The sequence below is a fragment of the Marinobacter sp. MMG032 genome (assembly GCF_040112695.1).
Classification (GTDB): domain Bacteria; phylum Pseudomonadota; class Gammaproteobacteria; order Pseudomonadales; family Oleiphilaceae; genus Marinobacter; species Marinobacter salsuginis.
The window spans coordinates 1,992,959-2,014,171 of record NZ_CP157802.1; the positions used below are offsets into that span (position 1 = coordinate 1,992,959).

24 protein-coding genes are annotated in these 21,213 nt (G+C 58.3%); 3 read left to right on the forward strand and 21 right to left on the reverse strand.

Features of this window, described 5'->3' with window-relative positions; translation table 11 throughout:
- Positions 1-103: 103 nt before the first annotated feature.
- The 3 genes from ABNF92_RS09270 to ABNF92_RS09280 are packed head-to-tail and all read right to left on the reverse strand — an operon-like array spanning position 104 to position 3,040.
- Positions 104-964, reverse strand: coding sequence for a transporter substrate-binding domain-containing protein (locus ABNF92_RS09270; protein ID WP_227514453.1), 861 nt, complete (start codon positions 962-964; stop codon positions 104-106).
- Entirely contained in the window at positions 909-2,291 is a 1,383-nt protein-coding gene (locus ABNF92_RS09275; RefSeq protein ID WP_349343982.1) for a ribonuclease J, read from the reverse strand. The genes ABNF92_RS09270 and ABNF92_RS09275 overlap by 56 nt, the downstream gene beginning before the upstream one ends.
- Positions 2,288-3,040 carry a transporter substrate-binding domain-containing protein gene (locus tag ABNF92_RS09280; RefSeq protein WP_349343983.1) on the reverse strand — a complete coding sequence of 251 codons (753 nt, stop codon included), beginning with the start codon at positions 3,038-3,040 and terminating at the stop codon, positions 2,288-2,290. The genes ABNF92_RS09275 and ABNF92_RS09280 overlap by 4 nt, the downstream gene beginning before the upstream one ends.
- Positions 3,041-3,279: 239 nt before the next feature.
- On the opposite strand from ABNF92_RS09280, the gene ABNF92_RS09285 reads away from it, so the two are divergent.
- Positions 3,280-3,963: a type 1 glutamine amidotransferase domain-containing protein gene (locus ABNF92_RS09285; protein ID WP_349343984.1), complete on the forward strand. Its 684-nt coding sequence runs from the start codon at positions 3,280-3,282 to the stop codon at positions 3,961-3,963.
- A gap of 72 nt (positions 3,964-4,035) precedes the next feature.
- Here the strand turns inward: ABNF92_RS09285 and ABNF92_RS09290 are convergent, their stop codons facing one another.
- Positions 4,036-4,482 carry a thioesterase family protein gene (locus ABNF92_RS09290; protein ID WP_069182682.1) on the reverse strand — a complete coding sequence of 149 codons (447 nt, stop codon included), beginning with the start codon at positions 4,480-4,482 and terminating at the stop codon, positions 4,036-4,038.
- A 95-nt stretch (positions 4,483-4,577) separates the two neighbouring features.
- On the opposite strand from ABNF92_RS09290, the gene ABNF92_RS09295 reads away from it, so the two are divergent.
- Together ABNF92_RS09295 and ABNF92_RS09300 are read left to right on the forward strand one after the other, a co-directional pair.
- Entirely contained in the window at positions 4,578-5,306 is a 729-nt protein-coding gene (locus tag ABNF92_RS09295; RefSeq protein WP_349343985.1) for a MotA/TolQ/ExbB proton channel family protein, read from the forward strand.
- Complete coding sequence (locus tag ABNF92_RS09300) at positions 5,303-6,328, forward strand: peptidoglycan -binding protein (protein WP_349343986.1); 1,026 nt, start codon at positions 5,303-5,305, stop codon at positions 6,326-6,328. The genes ABNF92_RS09295 and ABNF92_RS09300 overlap by 4 nt, the downstream gene beginning before the upstream one ends.
- On the opposite strand, the gene ABNF92_RS09305 is transcribed toward ABNF92_RS09300, so the two are convergent.
- From ABNF92_RS09305 to ABNF92_RS09385, 17 genes are all read right to left on the reverse strand, one after another.
- On the reverse strand, positions 6,325-7,272 hold the full coding sequence (locus ABNF92_RS09305) for a 2-dehydropantoate 2-reductase (protein WP_227549319.1): 948 nt from the start codon (positions 7,270-7,272) through the stop codon (positions 6,325-6,327). The two genes, ABNF92_RS09300 and ABNF92_RS09305, sit on opposite strands and share 4 nt — an antisense overlap.
- Positions 7,273-7,334: 62 nt before the next feature.
- Complete coding sequence (locus tag ABNF92_RS09310; RefSeq protein ID WP_069182678.1) at positions 7,335-8,732, reverse strand: amidase family protein; 1,398 nt, start codon at positions 8,730-8,732, stop codon at positions 7,335-7,337.
- A 5-nt stretch (positions 8,733-8,737) separates the two neighbouring features.
- Positions 8,738-9,298 (reverse strand): hypothetical protein, encoded by a 561-nt coding sequence (locus ABNF92_RS09315; RefSeq protein ID WP_349343987.1) that lies wholly within the window; start codon positions 9,296-9,298, stop codon positions 8,738-8,740.
- Positions 9,299-9,449: 151 nt separating this feature from the next.
- Complete coding sequence (locus ABNF92_RS09320) at positions 9,450-9,641, reverse strand: 2-hydroxymuconate tautomerase (protein WP_069182676.1); 192 nt, start codon at positions 9,639-9,641, stop codon at positions 9,450-9,452.
- Between the two features lie 9 nt (positions 9,642-9,650).
- A complete protein-coding gene (gene dmpH, locus ABNF92_RS09325; RefSeq protein WP_069182675.1) occupies positions 9,651-10,445 on the reverse strand; it encodes a 2-oxo-3-hexenedioate decarboxylase in 795 nt (264 codons plus the stop codon).
- The gene (gene dmpG / locus ABNF92_RS09330) at positions 10,442-11,479 is read right to left on the reverse strand and encodes a 4-hydroxy-2-oxovalerate aldolase (protein WP_153634300.1); all 1,038 of its coding nucleotides are present in this window, start codon (positions 11,477-11,479) and stop codon (positions 10,442-10,444) included. Before dmpG ends, dmpH begins: the two co-directional genes overlap by 4 nt.
- Positions 11,480-11,492: 13 nt before the next feature.
- The gene (locus tag ABNF92_RS09335) at positions 11,493-12,428 is read right to left on the reverse strand and encodes an acetaldehyde dehydrogenase (acetylating) (protein WP_069182852.1); all 936 of its coding nucleotides are present in this window, start codon (positions 12,426-12,428) and stop codon (positions 11,493-11,495) included.
- A 26-nt stretch (positions 12,429-12,454) separates the two neighbouring features.
- Complete coding sequence (dmpE, locus tag ABNF92_RS09340) at positions 12,455-13,240, reverse strand: 2-oxopent-4-enoate hydratase (protein WP_349343988.1); 786 nt, start codon at positions 13,238-13,240, stop codon at positions 12,455-12,457.
- Complete coding sequence (locus ABNF92_RS09345; protein WP_136630693.1) at positions 13,240-14,100, reverse strand: alpha/beta hydrolase; 861 nt, start codon at positions 14,098-14,100, stop codon at positions 13,240-13,242. The genes dmpE and ABNF92_RS09345 overlap by 1 nt, the downstream gene beginning before the upstream one ends.
- Before the next feature lie 7 nt (positions 14,101-14,107).
- A complete protein-coding gene (locus ABNF92_RS09350) occupies positions 14,108-15,568 on the reverse strand; it encodes a 2-hydroxymuconic semialdehyde dehydrogenase (RefSeq protein ID WP_069182671.1) in 1,461 nt (486 codons plus the stop codon).
- Positions 15,569-15,596: 28 nt separating this feature from the next.
- Positions 15,597-16,520, reverse strand: coding sequence for a catechol 2,3-dioxygenase (locus ABNF92_RS09355; protein WP_136630692.1), 924 nt, complete (start codon positions 16,518-16,520; stop codon positions 15,597-15,599).
- A gap of 11 nt (positions 16,521-16,531) precedes the next feature.
- On the reverse strand, positions 16,532-16,855 hold the full coding sequence (locus ABNF92_RS09360) for a 2Fe-2S iron-sulfur cluster binding domain-containing protein (protein ID WP_136630691.1): 324 nt from the start codon (positions 16,853-16,855) through the stop codon (positions 16,532-16,534).
- 12 nt (positions 16,856-16,867) lie between these two features.
- Positions 16,868-17,929, reverse strand: coding sequence for a phenol 2-monooxygenase domain-containing protein (locus tag ABNF92_RS09365; RefSeq protein WP_136631159.1), 1,062 nt, complete (start codon positions 17,927-17,929; stop codon positions 16,868-16,870).
- A 15-nt stretch (positions 17,930-17,944) separates the two neighbouring features.
- A complete protein-coding gene (locus ABNF92_RS09370; RefSeq protein WP_069182668.1) occupies positions 17,945-18,304 on the reverse strand; it encodes a phenol hydroxylase subunit P4 in 360 nt (119 codons plus the stop codon).
- A gap of 72 nt (positions 18,305-18,376) precedes the next feature.
- Positions 18,377-19,912, reverse strand: a complete 1,536-nt coding sequence (locus ABNF92_RS09375; protein ID WP_349343989.1) for an aromatic/alkene/methane monooxygenase hydroxylase/oxygenase subunit alpha — start codon at positions 19,910-19,912, stop codon at positions 18,377-18,379.
- Between the two features lie 14 nt (positions 19,913-19,926).
- Positions 19,927-20,196 (reverse strand): MmoB/DmpM family protein, encoded by a 270-nt coding sequence (locus ABNF92_RS09380; protein WP_069182666.1) that lies wholly within the window; start codon positions 20,194-20,196, stop codon positions 19,927-19,929.
- Positions 20,193-21,194 (reverse strand): aromatic/alkene monooxygenase hydroxylase subunit beta, encoded by a 1,002-nt coding sequence (locus tag ABNF92_RS09385; protein ID WP_069182665.1) that lies wholly within the window; start codon positions 21,192-21,194, stop codon positions 20,193-20,195. Before ABNF92_RS09385 ends, ABNF92_RS09380 begins: the two co-directional genes overlap by 4 nt.
- Positions 21,195-21,213 lie beyond the last annotated feature (19 nt).

The window sequence follows — 21,213 nt, forward strand, 5'->3', positions numbered from 1 at the left end:
CTTCCCAGCAATACTTCTCATAAAATTTGTCTTGCGAGGGAACTGCCTGTATTCGTTTACGACGAATGACCATTGAAGGTTCACGCGCCGACGCTACATCCCATCAACTCGCCTTCGTATACCTTGCTTTGTATTGCAAGATTAGCTCATCGACCCAGCCGGAGTTCACAAGCTCATAAAGGCGCTCTGCAATAAGCTCTCTCAACTCAAAGGAATTGCACGGTGACGCTTTGGAAAAGGTAAGAAAAAGGCCCTCACGGCTGACCGGCGTTTCCAGCGGAACGAACTCGTCAGCAATGCCCAAGTATTCAAGTTTCACCTCTCCCTGAAGGACTTCATAGAGCACATAATCAACACGATCGATCAATGCCATCTGGAAGGATTGCTCAATGGACCTGACACCTTCAATGCGCAGATTCTGCTCGGCATACCGGTCGAAGTTCTGGCCAAAGCTGTTGTTGATCAGGGTGCTACCGCGCTTGCCCTTCAGGTCTGGCCAGTGGCGATAGACAAATTCTCGCCCTTTAGGCACCCAGACCGCTGTTGGCAAGTGCGTGATCGGAGGAAGCAGATAATCCATGTAGCGAATGCGTTCCGACGTGATGAACGCCCCCGCCACCATATCAATCTCCCCCTCGCGCGCCATCCGTTGGACCCGGGCCCAGGAACCGATATCTTTCACTTCCACGGTTACGCCGAGGGGTTGGGTAATTTCCCGGAGCAAAGCTGGTACCGCGCCATTCAGGAAACCAGGATTTTGCTCGTCTCGCCAGAGCAGGGGCGGATATTCCGGATTACCACTCACGGTGAGTGTGTTGCACGGGGTTACTGCCGTGGCATTAGCCGGCGCCAGAATCATCGCGGCTGCAAAAAAGACAAGTGACTTACCAACAACAGAAGACAATAGCTTATTCAACTCTGACAAGACCTTCTTTATGCCAGCCCAAACGGCCGGTTTCGACAACCTGGCGACGTATCCCCGGCACTGGCCGGATCATGAAAAGATCGCCGTTTCTGCCCACCATGGCCCGGGGTACACCAGTTGCTTTGGCTATGTCAGCGTGCGTTTCCATGTGTTCAGCCTCACCATGCACCGGAATGGCAATGGCAGGCCTGACCCATTTGTACATTAACTCCAGTTCTTCCTGCGCAGGATGACCTGAGGCATGAATTGGCAAATCCGCATCTTCGGCGGTGATGACCCGGACACCCAACTCTCTGAGTCTCGCCACGAGTGCCTCTATGGCTTCTTCATTGCCGGGAATGGCGCGGGCGCTAAAGATGACCGTATCGCCGGTTTCCAGCTCGAAATCCGGATGCGTACCAGCAGCCAGTCTGCGCAGGGCCGTTCTGGGTTCACCCTGACTGCCGGTGGCCACGGCCATGACTTCATCCCGGGGCAGATAGCCAAGATGAGCGGGATTGATCAACTGGTCAGCCGAATCCCACAGCCCGGCGGCCCTGGCGGCGCCGCTCATATTGATCAGCGAACGGCCCAAAAGCCCCATATAGCGCCCGGTTTGTCGCGCAATCGAAGAGAGCGTATGCAGGCGGGCAATATTGCTGCCGAAGCAGGTCACTACAACGCGCCCCTCAGCGGATCGTATAGCCTGCAACAATCCGGTATGCAAGGCCGCCTCGGACACCGAGTGACCTGACACCGTTGCGTTGGTGGAGTCGCATACCATGGCGTTCACACCCTCTTTTGCCAGATCGGTAAAGGTCTGTGGCGAATAGCCATGGCCGACCAGCGGCTGCTCATCCAGCTTCCAGTCACCGCTGTGAAAGATGTTACCTGCGGCGGTTCTAATCATCAGGGCGTTGGGGTCCGGAATGGAATGCGTCAGCGCCAGCCACTGCACGCTGAACGGCCCGATCTGTTTGCTCTGGCCGGTCTCCACTTCAATGATCGGAACCCGGTGCAGCAGATCGAACTCCGACAGTTTTCGTCGCAGAATTTCCGCAGTGAACCGACTGGTGTAGATCGGACACTGCAACAGCGGCCAGAGATAGGGTACGGCTCCAACGTGATCCTCATGGGCATGGGTAATAATCAGGCCTGCCAGGCGGTCACGGCGGTCAGCGATGAAAGCGGGATCCGCCATTTGTACCGGCGGTTCCCCCCGGTGGTGCACGGTTCCGTCAGCGGCAATACGGCCAGGCTTTGGAAAGGTGACGCCGCAATCCACCATCAACCAGGCACCGTCGTGGCCATAGAGGTTGAGGTTCATGCCAATTTCGCCGGTGCCTCCCAGGGGCAGAAACCAGAGATCAGACTGCGCAGGAATCATTCGGCGGCTCGGTCCAGATACTTCAACACCAGGTCCTCGTGTATGCCTTCCATTTCAATCAGTTTCAGCGCCGCCCGGATATCGTCGGCGTACTGAATCACCGGCGAGTTTTTCGCAACGGCGATGTAAGAGCGCTCTCCGGGCACAAAGAACGGCGAGACCTCAATATCCAGACCCAGTTTCTCAACCGCGTACAAACCCACCAGTTCTGGCGCAATCACCACATCCACCCGGCCCTTCTGAAGCATCAGCATCAGGTTTTCATATCGAGGCGCTGGCTCTTTCAGCAGGTCTTCGTCATCATCAAACCTCGGAAAATACGACGCGCCTTCCAGCACGCCAATGGACCTGCCGTACAGATCGGCGTAACGGTCAATGCGGTGCTCCTTGTTCAGATAAAAGAAAAGTCGTCGTTCTGGCGGAAACGCCGGTGCCACAAATTCCATCAATTCGGCCCGTTCCTCGGTTTCCAAAGGACCAAGCATGACATCAACCTCACCTTGCTGGACCATTCTCAACACGCGCCTGAACGGGGCTTCCCGGTAGTGCACTTCCCAGCCGAGCCGATCGGCAATCTCCTCGAAGATCTCCACGTAGAGGCCGGTTCTCTCCCCACCCTCGAGAATCCGGTATGGGGGGGCATGGTTGGCACCCACGGTGATGGTCAGAGGTTCCACAGTTTCTGTGCCCTGCTGGGCCCAAGCCGGAAACACCAACATCATCAGAAGGGCGGCTGTTAGCACTCGCATTCCTGTCGTCCTTGCCTGTGAGCCTTTCAGGTTCTTATGCAGTCTTGTCATGTGTGTCCAGTATAGACGGTTCAAGATCCGGGAACGTCGGATTTACGTAATCACGGTTGAAATCAACCACCCATGGCACAAGGTCGATTACCAGATCAGTCAGTAAGTGATTCACCAAACCGGCTACACGTTATTTACCAATAGCCGTCGAAAGTGCCATTCATTCGTCAACAGAAAGGACGGACACCATGAAGATTCTGATGGTTCTCACCTCACATGACCAGATGGGCGACACCGGCCATAAGACCGGTTTCTGGCTCGAAGAGTTCACCGCGCCCTACTATGTTTTCCGGGATGCCGGTGCAGACATCACCATCGCCTCCCCAAAAGGCGGCCAGCCGCCAGTGGACCCCAACAGCGAGGCGGAAGAGGCACTCACGGAAACCACCCGTCGTTTCCAGCAGGATGCCCACGCCAAGGAATCCCTTGCCAGCACCAAGAAGCTGAGCGATGTGGACATGAACGAGTACGACGCAATTTTCTATCCGGGCGGCCACGGCCCGCTGTGGGACCTGGTCAATGACGAAAAGTCCATTGCCCTGATCAAAACGGCTTACGAGCAGGACAAAGTCATTGGTGCCGTCTGTCATGCGCCAGCCGTATTCAAGAACGTGGAAGTCAAGCCGGGCCAGAACATCGTTGGCGGCCGGGAAGTCACCGGCTTCAGCAACAGCGAGGAAGAAGCGGTAGGCCTGAGCGGTGTGGTGCCCTTCCTGCTGGAAGACATGCTGAAGGAAAATACCGCCACCTACACCCGCGGTGACGACTGGGCACCGCACATCGTGGTGGACGGCAAGCTGATCACCGGTCAGAATCCGGCGTCCTCCGAGGGTGCCGCGAAAGCCGTTGTGCAGGCTTTGCAGGAGGCCTGATCCGGTAAAGACCGGAAGATGAACCCAAGGCCAGGTGAGATTCTCATCTGGCCTTTTTCTTACGCTTCGAGTTCATTCCCCCGCGTGACTGATCAACTGGCCAGGAGCGCCCTGCTCCAGCAGTTCACGAATATGATCCGGTATCGTCACTTTTCCCATCACTGAAGGCTGAATCACCACGTAGGTCACATCGGCATCGGCGATAAACGCCTCATCCCCATACCTGAAGAATTCAAGATGCAACGTGAACGAAGTGTTGCCGATTCGCCCCGCCCGAATACGCGCCTCCAGCACATCATCGAACTTTGCCGGGGCTTTCCAGTTTACGGTGAGACTCACAACCTGAATATCCAGATCCTGATCCAGCAGATGCTGGTAGTCGCCAAACAGCGTGCGAATATACTCATTCACTGCAATATCAACGAAATCCGCATAGCGGGCGTTGAACACCACACCCTGGGCATCGCATTCGCCATAGCGAACCCGGAAGCGAAAGCGGAAAGGCAGATGACCAGCCATGAAGCGCTCCGATTAAAGTTCAGTTACTGTCGCCAACAGCTTCTCATATCTGTGCTAACGTTTTGAGGAATATCTCAAAAAAGCTGGCCACCGCTATGAGCAACCCGAAGCACACCCTTTTCTGGATGACGCTGTTCCTCGGCGTGGTCGTCATCGTCGGCGCCCTGATCCACAAACCTCTGATCTCGGCCTTCATGGCCAACTGGGTTTTCAACCTGCTGATTCTCGGCGTATTGATCGTCGGTATCGCACTCACATACCGGCAGGTATTTGTCCTCTTTCCGGAATTAAAGTGGATTGCACAGTTCCGGACCGGGCATGCCGGACTGTCGGTGGTTCAGGAGCCTAAACTGCTGAAGCCACTGGCAAGACAGCTCGGAGAAGATGCAACCAAGGACCGGTTCACTCTGTCTACGCTCTCCCTGCGGACCGTGCTTGATGGTATTCACTCGCGTATGGATGAGCAGCGCGAGATCACCCGTTACTTCATCAGTCTTCTGGTTTTCCTCGGCCTGCTGGGTACCTTCTGGGGCCTGCTCGGCACCATCAACTCGGTCGGCCAGGTGATCACCGGCCTTGATATGAGCCAGGAGGATTTCGGCAAGGTGTTTGCCGAACTGCAAGAAGGCCTGCTCACACCGCTTGAGGGCATGGGCACGGCCTTCAGTTCCTCCCTGCTGGGCCTTGGCGGCTCGCTGATTCTTGGTTTTCTCGACATCCAGGCCGGCCATGCCCAGAACCGCTTCTATGACGCCCTTGAGGAGTGGCTGACCGGCGTGACCAATCTTGTAGACCGCGTAGACAGCGAGAAAGACCTGTCATGATCGGATCCAGGCGCCGAAGCCGAAGCACCACCAACGTTTGGCCGGGGTATGTGGATGCCTTGTCGGCACTGCTGATGCTGGTGATCTTCATGCTGCTTGTGTATGTGGTCAGCCAGCTCTATCTGTCCCAGACCCTGTCCGACCGGGATACCCAGCTTGCGCGCCTGAATGCCCAGTTGAACGAACTCTCGGAGCTGTTGGGCCTTGAGGAAAGTCGAAGCGAGGCGCTGGAAGAACAGCTGACCAGTGTTCAGGCTCGCAACGACAGTCTGGTTGGTCAGCTTGAATCCACCCGCGAGCAGCTGATGCGGCAGACCGCCATGGCCGATGCCCAGTCGGAACGGCTGGCCAGCATGGAAGAGTCCATCGACGAGAAGGACGAAATGTCCGCCAGCCAGCAGGCCATGATCCTGAGGCTGTCCAACCAGATTGCCTCACTCCGGGAACAGCTCAGACAGATTGCCTCCGCGCTGGAGCTCCAGGAACAGATGACCGCCGAGAAAGAGCAGGAACTGGAGCAGGTCAGTCGACGGCTGAATACGCTGCTGGCGGAGCGGGTCAGCCAGCTGGAACAGTATCAGTCGGAATTCTTTGCCCGTCTGCGGGATATTCTGGCAGGTAACGAGAACGTCCGGATTGTCGGCGACCGTTTCTTGCTGCCGTCCGAACTGCTGTTTGCTTCCGCCTCGGCCCAACTGGGCGAGGAAGGCCGCCAGGAACTGGACAAGCTCGCCGACCTGCTACTGGATGTTTCGGCAAAAATCCCCGAAGACGTAGACTGGATCCTGAGGATTGATGGCCACACCGACGTTCTGCCCATCAACACCGAGAGATTCCCTTCGAACTGGGAACTGTCCACCGCCCGGGCCGTCGCCGTCGTTCGCTATCTCGCCGCCCAGGGTGTACCGGAACGGCGCATGGCAGCTGCCGGCTTTGGCGAGTTCTTCCCGGTGGCGGAAGGCACCTCACCGGAAGCGCTTCAGAGAAACCGGAGAATCGAGCTCAAGCTGACGGATCGCTAGCCCTGGGAATGGCTCAGCAGGGCGCTGACCGTCATGGTGTAGGGCGCCTCAATGCCCAGTCGCTCGCAGCGTCGCAGGACCGCGCCGGCAATACTGTCAAGCTCCAGGGGCCGCCCTTTTTCCTTGTCGACCAGCATGGATGTCTTGATGGCGTTGAAGTTGCTGATCAGGTCGAACATCTCGGCCAGATCCTCCGGCCCGAGGTTGACGTCGTCGGCCTCCGATGCAGCCACTGTTTCCGCCATCATTCCATGGACAATCTTCCGGAATTCTGGGTGGTGTGTGAGGCTCCGGGTATCAAGACCGGTCAGGGCGGACAGCGGATTCACACCGTTGTTGATCACCAGCTTGCGCCAGAGTTCGTAACGGATGTTTTCAGAGACGGTGGTTGGAATGCCGGCCGCGTTGAACAATGCTTCCAACCGTCTGAGCAGGGAAACGCGGGGATCGTCAGGTCGCTGCCTGGGCCAGGCACCCATCACAACCTGGGCAACGCCCTCGGCGAACACATGCCCGGGTTCGGTAATGTGGCCGCCAATGCGCACCGCAAGCCCACCCAGTACCCGATCCTCACCAACCACCCCGGCAATCACCAGCTCGTTGTCGACCCCGTTCTGGAGCGACAGTATCGGAACAGACGCGTTCTCCAGCCAATCGGAAATCTCATCCATGACCGGCGCTGTCGCCGTGGACTTCAGGGCGATGACGATCAGATCAAAGTCATCGGGTTCATGCTTCTGCATCAGCTCTGTGTGGGAAAAGGCCGGCAGTGCCTGATGCAGAATCTCGCCTTCATAATCCACAGTCAGGCCACCGGTTTTCAACGCCTTGAGATGATCACCACGCGCGGTCAGGACCAGCTCGTGTCCCGCCTGGGCGAGTCTTGCCGCGTAATATCCACCAATGCCACCGGCACCCATCATTAAAATCTTCAGACCTGCCAAGGGAACCTCACCGCTCAGAAAATGCCCGCCGAATTTGACACCCAGAGGAAGCAGACAAGCCGTTAGTCTGCAGGCGCCAGGCCCATTATATCAGGACCTGTGCCGAGGCAGCGCTCAACGGCCTGACCGACTGCCAGCAGCCGCTCTTCCCGCCAGGGCCCCATCAACAATTGAAGCCCTACCGGCAAACCCATCGAATCGAAACCGACCGGCAAACTCAGCCCACACAGGCCCAGATAATTCGCCACGGCTGTGTTGCGCAGAACCTGCATATTGGCCGCTACATAGGCATCAGGGTCCGCCAGACTGCTCACGGTTGGCGGCGTAAGCGTAACCGTCGGTGTCAGAAGAGCATCCACTGTTGATAGTTCTTCGGCCGCCTGAGCAGACAAACGATCAATCAGGGTACGGCGTTGAATGTACTCCCACGCGGGTAATCCCTCGGCTTTGTGAAGCCTGGCCGCCACATCGGGATCAAGCGACGATCTGTAATCCGGTAGCTCTTCCCTGATTAAAGCCGCCAGTTCCGGTGCTGCCACGCCGCCCTTGAGGAACATTGAATGAACCGTTGCCAGACCGGACAACTCAAACTTCACCAGCCGGGCGCCGGCAGCTTCAAGCTGTTTAAGGGATGCTTCGACAGTTTCCGCAATGCCGGGACTGCAATTCTCCCAAAAAAAACCATCCGGAACCCCCAGGGTCAAATGGGACAGGTCCGGGCTGGCAGGTATCCCGGCGCCTCTGCGAGCTAACATCGGGTCAAGCGCCTCGAACGCAAAGGCCAGATCCTCAACACGACGGGCCAGCAAACCGGGTGTATCCAGGGTGCTCGACAGCGGAACAATTCCGCGGGTGGACCAGCGCCCGCCTGTGGTCTTGAGGCCGGCCACACCCGTCATTGCTGCAGGAACACGCACAGAGCCGGCGGTATCAGTGCCCAGAGCCAGCGCCGCGGTTCCATTGATCAAAGACACTCCGGCACCTGAACTCGACCCGCCAGGCACCCGATGCTCATTCTTGCACCAGGGGTTTTGGGGGGTTGGCCAATGGGCGTTTGTTCCCAGCCCCCCGAAAGCGAACTCCACGCAGTGGGTTTTACCCACCACCGGAGCAAGTTGGGATTGCAAGGCTCGAACCAGAGGCCCTTCAGCCTCCCAGCTTTTCGGCAAGGCTCTCGCACAACCGGCGTAGGTGGGAAAACCCGACACCCCGAACATGTCCTTTACCGATACCGGTATACCCATCAAAGGCCCGGTGGAACCACCGGCAGCCCTGACTTGATCAGCGGCGCGGGCAAGTTCCAATGCCGGCTCGGGGCGCCAGCTGATATAGGCTCGGTTATCACAGTCCTTGCTGGCTTCTATCGAGGCTTCAACCAGAGACTCCGCTGTCATGTCCCGGGATCGGAGCCCATCAGCAAGATCGCGCAATGGCATCGACAGCAACTGTTTCCCGGCCATTGGGATTACCGCATCCAGCCAAATCCGGACAGCATCTGGCCAGCATTATTCATACCGCTGCTGAACATCCGCTGAGGGAATTTACATCCGCCAAGCGTAAACGCGGCGTTGAGGAGGCACACGGTTGGATCTTCCAGTTTACGGTTATGCCTGTTACCGGACAGGCCGCCCTTGACCGAGATCGCGGAACCCCACTGCTGGTCCTGAACCCAGCCGTTGATCATCTCACGCAGGTGCCGGTCATGCAGCGATACCTGGCTTTCGCGCTTGTCATCCAGACAGATCACGAGGACACCCTGCTCCCGAATGGTTTCCAGACATTGCCCGACAAGCCGGTACTCTCCTTCACTCATCCCGGTATTAAGTCGGAGCTCACAGAGGTCCGCCGGTTCTTCGGAAAGCAACGCCCGAAGAAAATTCTCTCTACCCTCACACGTTTCATCCTGAAAACCCGGAGCAAAGCCCCGGGAACTGAGCAGAGAAAAGACACGCTCCGAACGCTCATGATCCCCTTTCAGGTGGGTGACCTCCGGCGCCTGGAGACTTGTGTCCGTGCTTAACAGCAAGACACTCCTGACACTTTGCCCCCAGATCATCCTCGCTGGTCCGGAACCAGCTTGTCGCTGAGCCTCCAGGCTTCGTGCATCACATGAGACAAATAATACCGGCAGCTTGTCCACGATTTCCTCCAAAACGGGCCTGTCCAGAAGCTGGGACTCAGCGCCCCAGCTTCTTAGCGGATTGACCACCGATACCGAAATGCTGCTTCGGCATTTCATTGATGATGATCCGGACACTCTCTACAGGCGCCCCTAGCGACCGGCAAAGCGCATCGGTGACCTCTCTGATGAGCGCTTCCTTTTGCTCATCAGACCGGCCTTCCAGGATGTTGATCTGGGCGACAGGCATAAAACCTCCTTATTCGAATCGTGCGGATACCGTACCCAGGCCCTGGTATCGGACCGTGATGTTGTCACCGGGCTCAACCGTGATGGCTGCGGTAATACCGCCGGTCATGATGAAGGTGCCAGCCGGGATGTGTTCACCGCGCTCTGCCAGCAAATTGGCCAGCATGGCGACACTGGAAGCCGGATGGCCCAGAACCGCGGCACCGGCCCCAACGTCTACCACTTCGCCATTCTTCTCGACCACCACGCCCAAGGTTTTCAGATCCACATCAGCGACATCAGCCATCTGGCCACCGGTAATAAAGCGGGTCGAGGAGGCGTTGTCTGCCACCACACTCACCAGATCAAACTTGAAGTTTTCGTAGCGCGAATCGATCACTTCCACCGCGGGGATCACGAAATCGGTGGCGGCCAGAACCTGTCCAATGTGGCAGCCAGGGCCCTTCAGCGGCTCCTTGGTGACAAAGGCGATCTCGGCCTCGATCTTCGGGTGGATCAGTTCTTTGGTGTTCACCACTCCACCGTCGGGCACGCTGAAGTAATCCGCCAGGAATCCGTAGATCGGCGTCTCCACTCCCATCTGGGCCATCTTGGCCCAGGAGGTAAGGCCCATTTTCATGCCAACGACTTTGTTGCCACGGGCTTCCTTGCGACGGCGGATCTCCCACTGCACGTCGTAGGCATCTTCGAAGGTCATGTCCGGAAAGTCGTTGGTGACCTTGGTGATGTCATGGGCCTGCAATTCGGCGTTTTCCACGTGTTCCGCCAGGGCCAGAACCTGCTCACGGCTCAATGTCTTGCTCATGCGTTCTGCTCCTTCTGTGCCGCCAGCAGATCCAGCGCCACATCCACAATCATGTCTTCCTGGCCACCCACCATGCGGCGTTTGCCCAGCTCCACCAGAATATCCACGGTCTTCAGGCCGTACTTCTGCGCCGCCACTTCGGAATGGCGCAGGAAGCTTGAGTACACACCGGCATAGCCCAGCGCCAGGGTTTCACGGTCCACACGAACCGGGCGGTCCTGCAACGGACGCACGATGTCGTCGGCGGCGTCCATCAGGGCGTACACGTCGGTGCCGTGCTCCCAGCCCATCTTGTCGAAGGCGGCGATGCAGACTTCCAGCGGCGCGTTGCCAGCGCCGGCGCCCATACCGGAAAGGGAGGCATCCACCCGGTCACAGCCCTCTTCCACCGCCACGATGGAGTTGGCTACACCCAGGGCGAGGTTGTGGTGGGCGTGAATGCCGGTCTGGGTTTCGGGTTTCAGCACGTCTTTTAGAGCCCGGAACCGGTCGCGGATGTCGTTCATGTTCATGGCGCCGCCGGAATCGACCACGTACAGGCAAGTGGCGCCGTAGTCTTCCATCAGCTTGGCCTGCTCAGCCAGACCCTGCGGGGTCTGCATGTGGCTCATCATCAGGAAGCCGACGGTATCCATGCCCAGCTTCCGGGCGTGTTCGATGTGCTGCTTGGACACATCCGCCTCGGTGCAGTGGGTAGCCACGCGCACAATCCGGGCGCCGGCGTTGTAGGCGTTGTCCAGATCATGGACGGTGCCGATGCCGGGCAGCAGCAGGGTGGCAATCTTCGAATGGGTAACCACTTCGGCCACCGCCTCGATCCACTCCAGGTCGGTGTGGGCACCAAAGCCGTAGTTGAAGCTGGAGCCCTGCAGTCCGTCGCCGTGGGCCACTTCGATGGAGTCCACCTTGGCCTTATCCAGCGCACGGGCAATATCCTGCACGTTCTTGATGGAGTACTGATGACGAATGGCGTGGCTGCCGTCTCGCAGGGTCACGTCGGAGATGTAGAGTTTTTTGCCGGGATTGAATGTCATGGGAATACCCTCCTCAGTTGACCAGCGATTCGGCGATGCGCTCGGCGGTACCGAGAGCGGCGGAGGTCATGATGTCCAGGTTACCGGCATAGGCCGGCAGGTAGTGGGCGGCGCCCTCCACTTCCAGGAAGATGGAGGTCTTCAGGCCGCTGAAGCGGCCCAGGCCCGGGACATTCATGGGCTGGTCTTCGGGGATGTCGTCGAACTGCACTTTCTGCTTCAGGCGGTAGCCCGGCACGTAGCTGTTCACGGCCTTGACCATCTCTTCCACGGAAGCTTCCACCTGGGCCTTGTCGGCCGCATCCGAGAGCACGTATACGGTGTCCCGCATCAGCAGGGGCGGCTCGGCCGGATTCAGGATGATGATGGCCTTGCCCTTCTGGGCACCACCCACCACTTCGATAGCCCGGGAGGTGGTTTCGGTAAACTCATCGATGTTGGCGCGAGTGCCAGGGCCGGCGGACTTCGAGGAAATCGACGCGACAATCTCCGCGTAGTGGGCCTTGGCGACTCGTGATACCGCGGCCACCATCGGAATGGTGGCCTGGCCGCCACAGGTGACCATGTTGACGTTGCCTTCCTGGAGCTGCTGCTCAAGGTTCACCACCGGCACACAGTAGGGACCGATCGCTGCCGGGGTCATATCAATGATCTTGATGTTCTCTTTGTGGCCGCGCAGGAACACTTCGTTGTGCATATGGGCCTTGGCGGAGGTGGCATCGAATACGATATCGATGTCGGCGAATTCCGGCATCTTTACCAGTCCGTCGACGCCTTCGTGGGTGGTGGCCACGCCCATGCGGGCAGCCCGGGCCAGACCGTCCGATTCCGGATCGATACCGACCATGGCGCCCATTTCAATGTGCTTGCCATTGCGCAGGATCTTGATCATCAGATCGGTGCCGATGTTGCCCGAGCCGATGATCGCTGCCTTGATTTTCTTGCTCATAGCCTGTTCCTCATTGTTCTTTTCGGTCATGCGAAGCGCACGGATGCGCTACCGATGCCGCCGATGTCGACCCGCATGTAATCACCGGCCTTGACCGGCTCAAGGGGTACCAGCGAGCCGGAAAGAATGACTTCGCCGGCCTTAAGGGAAATACCGAACTCACCCAGCGTGTTCGCCAGCCAGGTGACACAATTCACTGGCGAACCCAGGGCCGCTGCCCCGGCGCCCGCACTGATCACACTGCCGTTCTTCTCGACCACCATGCCGCAGGTAACCAGATCCACCTTGCGAGGCGATACCGCCTGGTCCCCGAGCACAAACAGACCGCAGGAAGCGTTGTCAGCAATGGTGTCCTGAATGGCGATCTTCCAGTCCTGGATGCGGGAATCGACAATCTCGAAGCAGGGCATCACGCATTCCGTGGCCGCCAGAACGTCGGCGTTGGTCACGCCCGGACCGGTCAGGTCCTTTTTCAGGATGAAGGCAATTTCGCCCTCTGCGCGCGGCGCGATCAGCCGGTCGCTGATGGGCATGACTTCACCGCTGTTGAACACCATGTCGTCGGTGAGATAGCCAAAATCCGGCTGATGGACGTTGAGCATGTTCTGTACGGCTTTGCTGGTAACGCCAATTTTCTTGCCGATAATCGAGGCGCCATCCGCCAGACGACGTTTCAGCATGCGCAGGGAAATGTGGTAGGCATCATCAATGGTGATATCCTCACCACGGCTGGTCAGCGGGCTGACCGCTTCCCTTTTCATCATTGCCTGGTAGAGCTCGTCGCCAAAGGCGTGAATTTTCGTCTGTTCCATTAGTTACCTCCGGCAGCGGCCTGATCGGCCTCGTTCAGGAAATCATTGACCAACCGGGCAAACCGGCCGGCATGCTCAATCTGGGTCCAATGGCCACAGCGACCGAATACATGCAGCTGGGCGCGGTCGATCAGTTCAGCCAGTCGATAAGAGGCGTCGAGAGGAATGACTTCATCTTCCCGGCCATGGAGGATCAGGGTTTCATGGGGAAGCGCCCGGATGTCGTCTTCGTTACTAGCCAGGTTATCGACCCAACGTTGACGAGGAGCCGGGAACATGGCCGAAAACGACTCCTGGAAACCGGGCCGGATGCTGGCCTGATAGCGCATCTCCGCCAGCTCGCTGGTCAGCAGGCCCTTGTTGAAGGCAAACACGTCCATCAAACGGCGCATGGTCTCAAGCGAAGGTTCGTACCCCCACACCTCGTCCAGGCCTTTGGTAATCGGGAAGCTGACCCCTGCTGAGCCCATCAGCACCAGGCGGCGTACCCGCTCTGGATGCTCAATGGCGAGCGCCAGGGCCAAACCTCCCCCGAAGGAATTCCCCACTAGGTCGACCTGTTCCAGGCCCAGCTCATCCATCACGCCCAGGGCGTGCTTGACCCAGCGCTCCCGGTTGTAGATCTGGTCTTCCGGGCGCTCGCTGTAGCCGAAGCCCAGCATATCCGGCGCCACAACGCGACGGTGTTTGGCCAGTTCCGGAATCACCAGGCGCCAGTTTGCCCAGGCCGTCACACCGGGGCCGGAGCCATGAATCATCATCACGGGGAAACCGCCTTCGCCATGGTCGTGCACGTTGGTGCGGTAGCCTGCGGCAACAATTTCACGCCCGATTTCAGGGCTGTCTACAGGTGCATTCATGACGCCCTCACAATTTGACGCAGATGTTTTTCATTTCGGTGTAGAACTCGAGGGAGTGCACACCACCTTCACGACCGACCCCTGACTGCTTACTGCCACCGAACGGTGTCCGCAGGTCTCTCAGGAACCAGCTGTTTACCCAGATAATGCCGGCTTCAATCTGGCCCGCGACGCGATGGGCGCGGGTGATGTTTTCGCTCCAGATTGCTGATGCCAGGCCGTAGGGGAGACTGTTGGCCAGCTCGATTGCCTCTTCTTCGGTATCGAACGGGCGGATATGGCAGCAGGGTCCAAAGATCTCGTCCGTAACGACCGCCGAATCGTCCGGCAGGCCGGTCCAGATGGTGGGCTCGACCCAGGCTCCGCCCGCCAGCTCGGAAGGCATCTCAGGAACACCACCACCGGTCACAACGGTTGCTCCGTCATCGACGGCTTTCTGGTAGTAAGAGAGCACCTTTTCGCGGTGTTCGAGGCTGACAAGCGGCCCCAGGTTGGCTTCTGCATCATCAGGCGGGCCAATCTTCAGACCTTCCGCGGCTTCCTTGAGGCGACCGACAAACTCGTCGAAAACCGACCGCTCAACGTAAACTCGCTCGGTACCCAGGCAGACTTGGCCACAGTTGGCAAAAGCAGAGCGCATGGTGCCCTCGATGGCCTTGTCCATGTCGCAATCGGCGAATACCAGGCCGGCATTCTTGCCGCCCAGCTCCAGGGAAATATCCCGGATACCTTTGGCAGCCGCCTTCATAATGACTTCACCCGTGCCGGTCTCACCGGTGAAGGTGAACCCGTCAACCTGCGGGTGCTCGGTCAGATAGGCGCCAGCGGAATCACCACCGAAGCCATGAACAACGTTGTAGACGCCATCCGGCACACCGGCTTCCCTCATCACCTCGCCCAGAAGGGCGGTGGTGGTCGGTGTCTCTTCCGACGGTTTGACGACGACGGTATTGCCACAGGCCAGGGCCGGCCCGACCTTCCAGGTCATCAGCAGCAGCGGCAGGTTCCAGGGGCTGATCACACCGATCACACCCTTGGGACGGCGAACGGCGTAGTTCAGGGCACCCGCGCCGTCCGGCGTGGCCATTTCGAAGGATTCCGTGGGCACGTTCTTGATCATGTCCGCGAACACCTTGAAGTTGGCCGCACCCCGGGGGATGTCGATGTGGCTAGCCAGGGATTTCGGCTTACCGGTATCCAGGCACTCGGCTTCCAGGAATTCCTCAAAGCGTTCGTTGATGCCATCGGCCACCCGATGCAGAATGCGGGTGCGCTCGTCCAGAGTCATCTTGCCCCAGGGGCCTTTCAAGGCCGCCCGGGCTGCCCTCACAGCGGCGTCGACTTCGTCTCGACCACCCTCGTGCACCTTGGCAATGACCTTGCCGTTGGCGGGGTTCACGTTGTCGAACAGCTTGCCGCTGGCGGAGCCCACGTACTGACCGTTGATGTAGTGTTTGATCTCTTTCATTGCTGCTAAATCCTGTTGCTGGATGGTGTCAGGTCAGAACTGTCAGGAACCGCTCGTTCAACTGGCGATCGTGATAGAAGATGGCCTTGCCGAGCTGCTCCGCCTGCCAGGTCACCGGTTTGTGGTCCGGATAGGTGTAGTCACCGCCACAGAAGACTTCGTTGCGATTGCCCGACGGATCGAAGAAATAGATGGTTTTGCCGTGGGTCAGGCCGTGCCGTGTGGGCCCGATATCAATAGAGGTATCGGTCATGGAAATCAGGTCTGCGGCCCGCAGGACGTCTTCCCAGGTTTCGAGGAAGAAGGACGCGTGGTGGAACTTGCCTTTCTCTTCATGGTGAATGAAAGCAATGTCGTGCTCCTTCATGGACACGGTCAGGAACTGGGCAATCCGGGTGCCTTCCGGGTCCAGCACCTGCTCGGCCAGATGGAACCCGAGCACGTTCACGAAGATGTCATACACAGCCGCCAGTTCCGGCCCGTAGAACAGGCAATGGTCAAATCGCACCGCCTTCATGCCGGAAAGGCCACGGGGCCAGGCCTCGGGATTAACCTCGGTAACACCCCATTTGCCGGTGTAGAGTTTGTCGGCGTATAGCTCGAACGCGTGGCCCGAAGGCACGGTAAAGCGGATCCGGCGGCCGCAGTCTTTCAGCTCGCCTTCGGGAATCTGCTCTACATCCAGCCCGTAAGCCACCAGGTCTTTTTCCAGCTGAACAAGCGCTGCCTCATCCACAACCTTGAAGCCCATGAAATCACAACCGGGCTCGTCGGCCTCAACCAGTACCACGGAGAACTTGTCCACTTCGGTCCAGGCCTTCAGATAAACCCGACCCTGTTCGTCGCGGTCTGTCTCAATCAGGCCCATCAGGTCTGTGTAATGTTTTACCGCTTCTTCAATGTCCAGAACGCGAATCTGAACGTGACCAGGACGCATAACACCTTTTTTCATGACGATTACCTCTACGGTTTTGTTTTTGTCTGTTCGGCGAGTGGCGCTGCAGGTTGCGGCATACACTCGATCATCAAATCGGTTCTCGGGTAGATCCGGCAGGCCAGGACTTCCCCTTTATCAAGAGCCTCCGGGGGGCAGTGGGCCTTGCTCATCTTTCCGCACCGGAACTCGCCTTCAACAACGCGGATCTTGCAAAACCCGCAGCCACCGCCCCGGCAACCCACCGGGACACACTTCTTGCCAACCAGCTCCATGGCCTTGAGAACACTCTGGTCCTCCTCACACCGGAACCGGTCGCCGGTCGTGCGGTTGACCACATGGAATACCGCCATGCTTCCTCCGCATCAGATCTTCTTGAAAAGCGCCGAACGCTGGTTGTCTTCCGCACCATCTGCAGCCGTCAGGAACTTCTCCATGAAAATGTCCCGCTCGAACAACCGTCCCTGCATCAACGCGGTAATTGCGGAATCAATCATCGGGGGCGGTCCACACATGTAGGCCTTGTTGCCAGCAAACCGCCCGTCGTAGTGCTCCTTGGCGGCTTCATGGACATAGCCCCGAAAGCCCTGCCAATCGGTGTCGTCGTCGGCATCACTCAGTGCGGGCACGTAAGTAAAGTGCTCATGATCCCTGGCCAGCGCCTCGAACAACTCGCGGTTGTAAAGCTCGGCCTGGTTCCGGGCACCCTGGAACAGGGTGATCTTGCGCTCGTCGTTCTGCTCCAGCAGGTCCAGAATCATGGACTGCGGGCTGGAAAGGCCGGAGCCGCCGGCAATGAAGATCAGATCGCCCGGCTGGGAGCTGCGGACAAAAAATTGCCCGTAGGGGCCGGACAGGTTCAGCTCTTCGCCGACCTTGAGCTGTTCATGGATGTAGGTGGTGGCAGCACCGCCAGGCACCAGGCGAACGTGCAGTTCCACTTCGTCGGACTTGCTGGGCGGGTTGGCCAGTGAGAAAGCCCGGGGGCCGTCCACATCCGGCAATTCGATATTGATGTACTGGCCGGCCTGGAACGTCATGGGGCGGTCCAGCTTCAGATGAACACCCTTGATGGTGGGCGACAGGTCGACGATGTCTGTCACGGTAGCGGTGTAGTCCTCCACCGGGTATCCCTCGAAATCCGGATCGACATCGATATCTGCTTCGATGGTCACGTCACTTTCAACGGTGGCACAGCAGGCAAGCACCTTGCCCTCGTCCCGCTCAATGTCCATCAGGGCAAAGGGCGAGGCGTCGCCAATCTCCACGTCGCCTTCCAACACCTGGACCTTGCACGTTGCGCAGGTGCCATGACCGCAGGCGAAGGGCAGCCAGACACCCTGGCGGAGCGCGGCCTGGAGGATGGTCTGGCCGTCCTCCACTTCAATCTGCTCGCCGATAGGCTCGATAGTCACGGTATGACTCATGGCACTTCTCCCCGCTCAGTAACCGACGTCGGCAATGCCGTTCAGCCCCGGCGTGGTGACCGTGAGCATGCTTTTGTGATCAATGCCGTTGTCTTTCAGGCTGGCGTCAGCCCGCGGCGTGAACGGTTCATCGTTCAGCAGCCACTCGGCATTCAGGAAGTCGGCTTTGGCGGCATCCGGATGGGCGGCAGCTGCCGGTTTGATAACGGTCTCGACGAGATCGCCGAACGTCATATCCGGCTGCACCAGCAACGCAAACGGCGCGCAGAACAGCAAGTGATTGGGCCAGTAGACATACAGCAGTTGCATGCCATTGAAGTTCTCAACCTTGTCTTTCGGTTCGAACTTGTAGTCGTATAACGCGTTAACACTCATGGTGGTCACCTTGTTGTTTTTGTGCGTGGTTCGCCCGACGCCCCAGGCAGCCGGGCGATTCCCGGGTCACTGTCAGGCTGCGTCTTTACTCTGGTCAGCCGGTTTCTGGCCCTTGATGGAAAGCCAATGCTTGTGGTCTGGGGACCCTACGTACTCGAAATTGTCCTCGCCGATATTGATGTGGTAGTACTTCTGCACCACTGTCTCGACGTCGGCACCCTCACAGTTGCCCTGGTAGATCTGGTGCACCGGCAACCAGGCCTGGACGTACTTCTCCGGTTCATCCTTGAAAATGTCGCAGCAGGCTTCGGAGCAGAAGTGGTAGCGCTCGCCTTCATGCACCAGCTGACGATGGCTCAGCTTGGTGGGCGCACCCATCTCGGTAAACAGGGTGGGTACCTGACACACCTGGCATAGCTGCGGCAGGGTGTTGTTGTAGAAGCGCCGGCCAGCGGCGGCTTCTTTCGCCAGGTACTCGTAGCGGGGACGGTAGTACTTGTCGAAAGTCTCCGGGTACTTCTCGGACATCCAGTCCATTTCTTCCTTTTCCGGAATCCAGGTGTGGAAGTTGGTGGCCTGGCTGTACTGGTAGAAGGTGGTCCACAGCTGATGGCTCAGGTGATGCTTGGCATCGTTGGCCACGTCCTGGTATTTGGGCGGACGGATACCATAGCGTTCCAGATCCTTGAACAGGGCACCGCCATTCTGCTCGTAATAGACTTCCCAGGCCTCGGCCCAGCTCATAACCTTGTTCGGCAGCATGTAGTCCATCATCATGCTGACCAGGCTGAGCAGGCGGAACCCGCGCCAGAACCACTTGTCGATCCAGCGCTGAACGATGGGCACGTTGTCCTCGTGCTGCTCCAGGATGAACTTGATCACCTCAAGGCCCAGGGTCATGTGCCGCGCCTCATCAGACTGAGCCGAGAAACCAAAGGTCACCGTGGCCATGTCGCCGTTGTAGGCGGCGCCGGACATAAAGGGCACGAACAGAAGGTTGGTCAGCACATACTCGAAGGAGAACGAGATAGCGGTCAGGAACTCGAACGGGCCGGCCGAGCGAGCATCGTCAAAGAACGACTTGGGCACCGACAGGAACCAAACCCGGTCGTGCATGTAGGCAGCATCGTGCAGGCCATTGAAGTGCTTGTTGTAGTGGCTCATGGCGTGCTGCTGGGTCTGGGAATGACGCAGCTCGTCAATGGCCTGCATCTGGCAGGCCACGCGTGCACCGGCACCACTGAACTGTCTGCCTACTTTGGCATAACCCTGGAACGCCGCATGTTCAAGCGGTGATACGCCGGTCAGGAACAGTTTCAGGGCGTTGACATAGCGGGCATCGGAAATGTTCTGATGGCCGTTGTTCTGGGCAAAGGCATCAAAAATTGCGTACAGCTTCTTCTCTTTTTCCGCCTGGTACTTCCAATAGGCATCCATGGTCAGACGGAACGGGTCTTCCCACTGGGACCAGTCAGTGATCTTGATACCCTCGAACTGCTCGTCCGGGAAGATGTCCTCTTTCTTCTGGTAGCTGGGCTCCCAGGCCATGTCCCGAGTCAGGTACTGGTACTTGCCTTTCAGGTTCAACTTTTTGTTTTTAACAGCCATGATGTGTCTCCCGATTATTTCCACTCAAGGATGAAGTGGTCATCGTCTTCGTCGACGTTGCCGCCAATACTGATGACATCGATAAGCATTTCCTGGACATCCCAGTCGCGGCCCAGCTTTTCTTCCATGGTCTCCCGGTTGATCACCAGGCGCTTTTCGGCCTGGATCCGGATCATTGCCGGCTGGTGCTGAACCTCCGCTTCAGGGTTGTCTTCCTGAATGGCTTCCACCATGTAGCGGGCGTTGTCGTTGTCCTGGAATGCGATGAATACGAGCTGGCTCATGCCGATACTCCCTGGGTGTTGAGCCCGAACTTCTTGAGACGGGTGGCGAGTTGCGCCCTGACCTCATCGAGGGCTTCCACGCCAACGGATGCTTCCGCCAGCGGCTTCAGGGCGTTGTAGATTTCCGGCTCCCACTGGTCGGCCCAGGTCTGGAGCTGCTGGAGGTTGGCTTCGCTTTCGCCGGCAACCACCTTGACCATGGCGTTGGTCCAGCGTTGGGAATCCTTGTACCAGTCGCGCATGAACTCGGTGAGCATGGAAACGTCTTCGGCACCCTGCTCTTCCCACCACTGGTCCATCTTTTCGTAAACCAGCGGGAACAGCAGGCCGTCCATCAGCACGTTCTGAATGAGGGTCAGCTCGAACCAGTCCTGGACAACCAGGGTGTCTTCCACCAGCTTGCGCATGGGTTGCCAGAGCGCATCGTCCATCCAGTAACCCTTGGACTCGTCGAGCCCGGCACCGGTGGTCCCGTCAATCATCAGGGCAATTCGCGAGAGATACTGGCCGATACCGAGACGGTCCATGGCCTGGTAGATATGCATCTGGGATACCGTGGTTGCGGTGGCCTCACCTGCGATTTTGCTGTTGTTCATGTTGGCGCCCAGCTCCAGGTGACGCAGGGGAACCAACAGACGCAGCAGCATGGTGCGGGTTTCTTCCGGCAGACGGGTCAGCAGGTTACGCTTGTCGCAGAAGCCATAGCTGGTCTCGGCGGCCTCCTGCATCTTGGCGCGATTGCCGACGTATGCCCCGTAGTAGAACTGGCGCGGATCAGTCACCGCATACCAGTCTTCCATGCGAATCGCGGTACGCCGCTCGTCGTTGAGCTCGTAATTCGGATCCCACTGGGGGCGGTAGTGGAAATTGGTTTTCGCCTCCAGGTCGTAACTGGCTTCCTGGTAGCGGGTGGCGGGTTTGTCTCCGAAACGGCGTGCGATGTGGCCGTAGGTCTGACGGATGGGCTCCACCGAGTTGGTCTTTATTTCGATAGTCATATCAACCTTACCGTGTTGT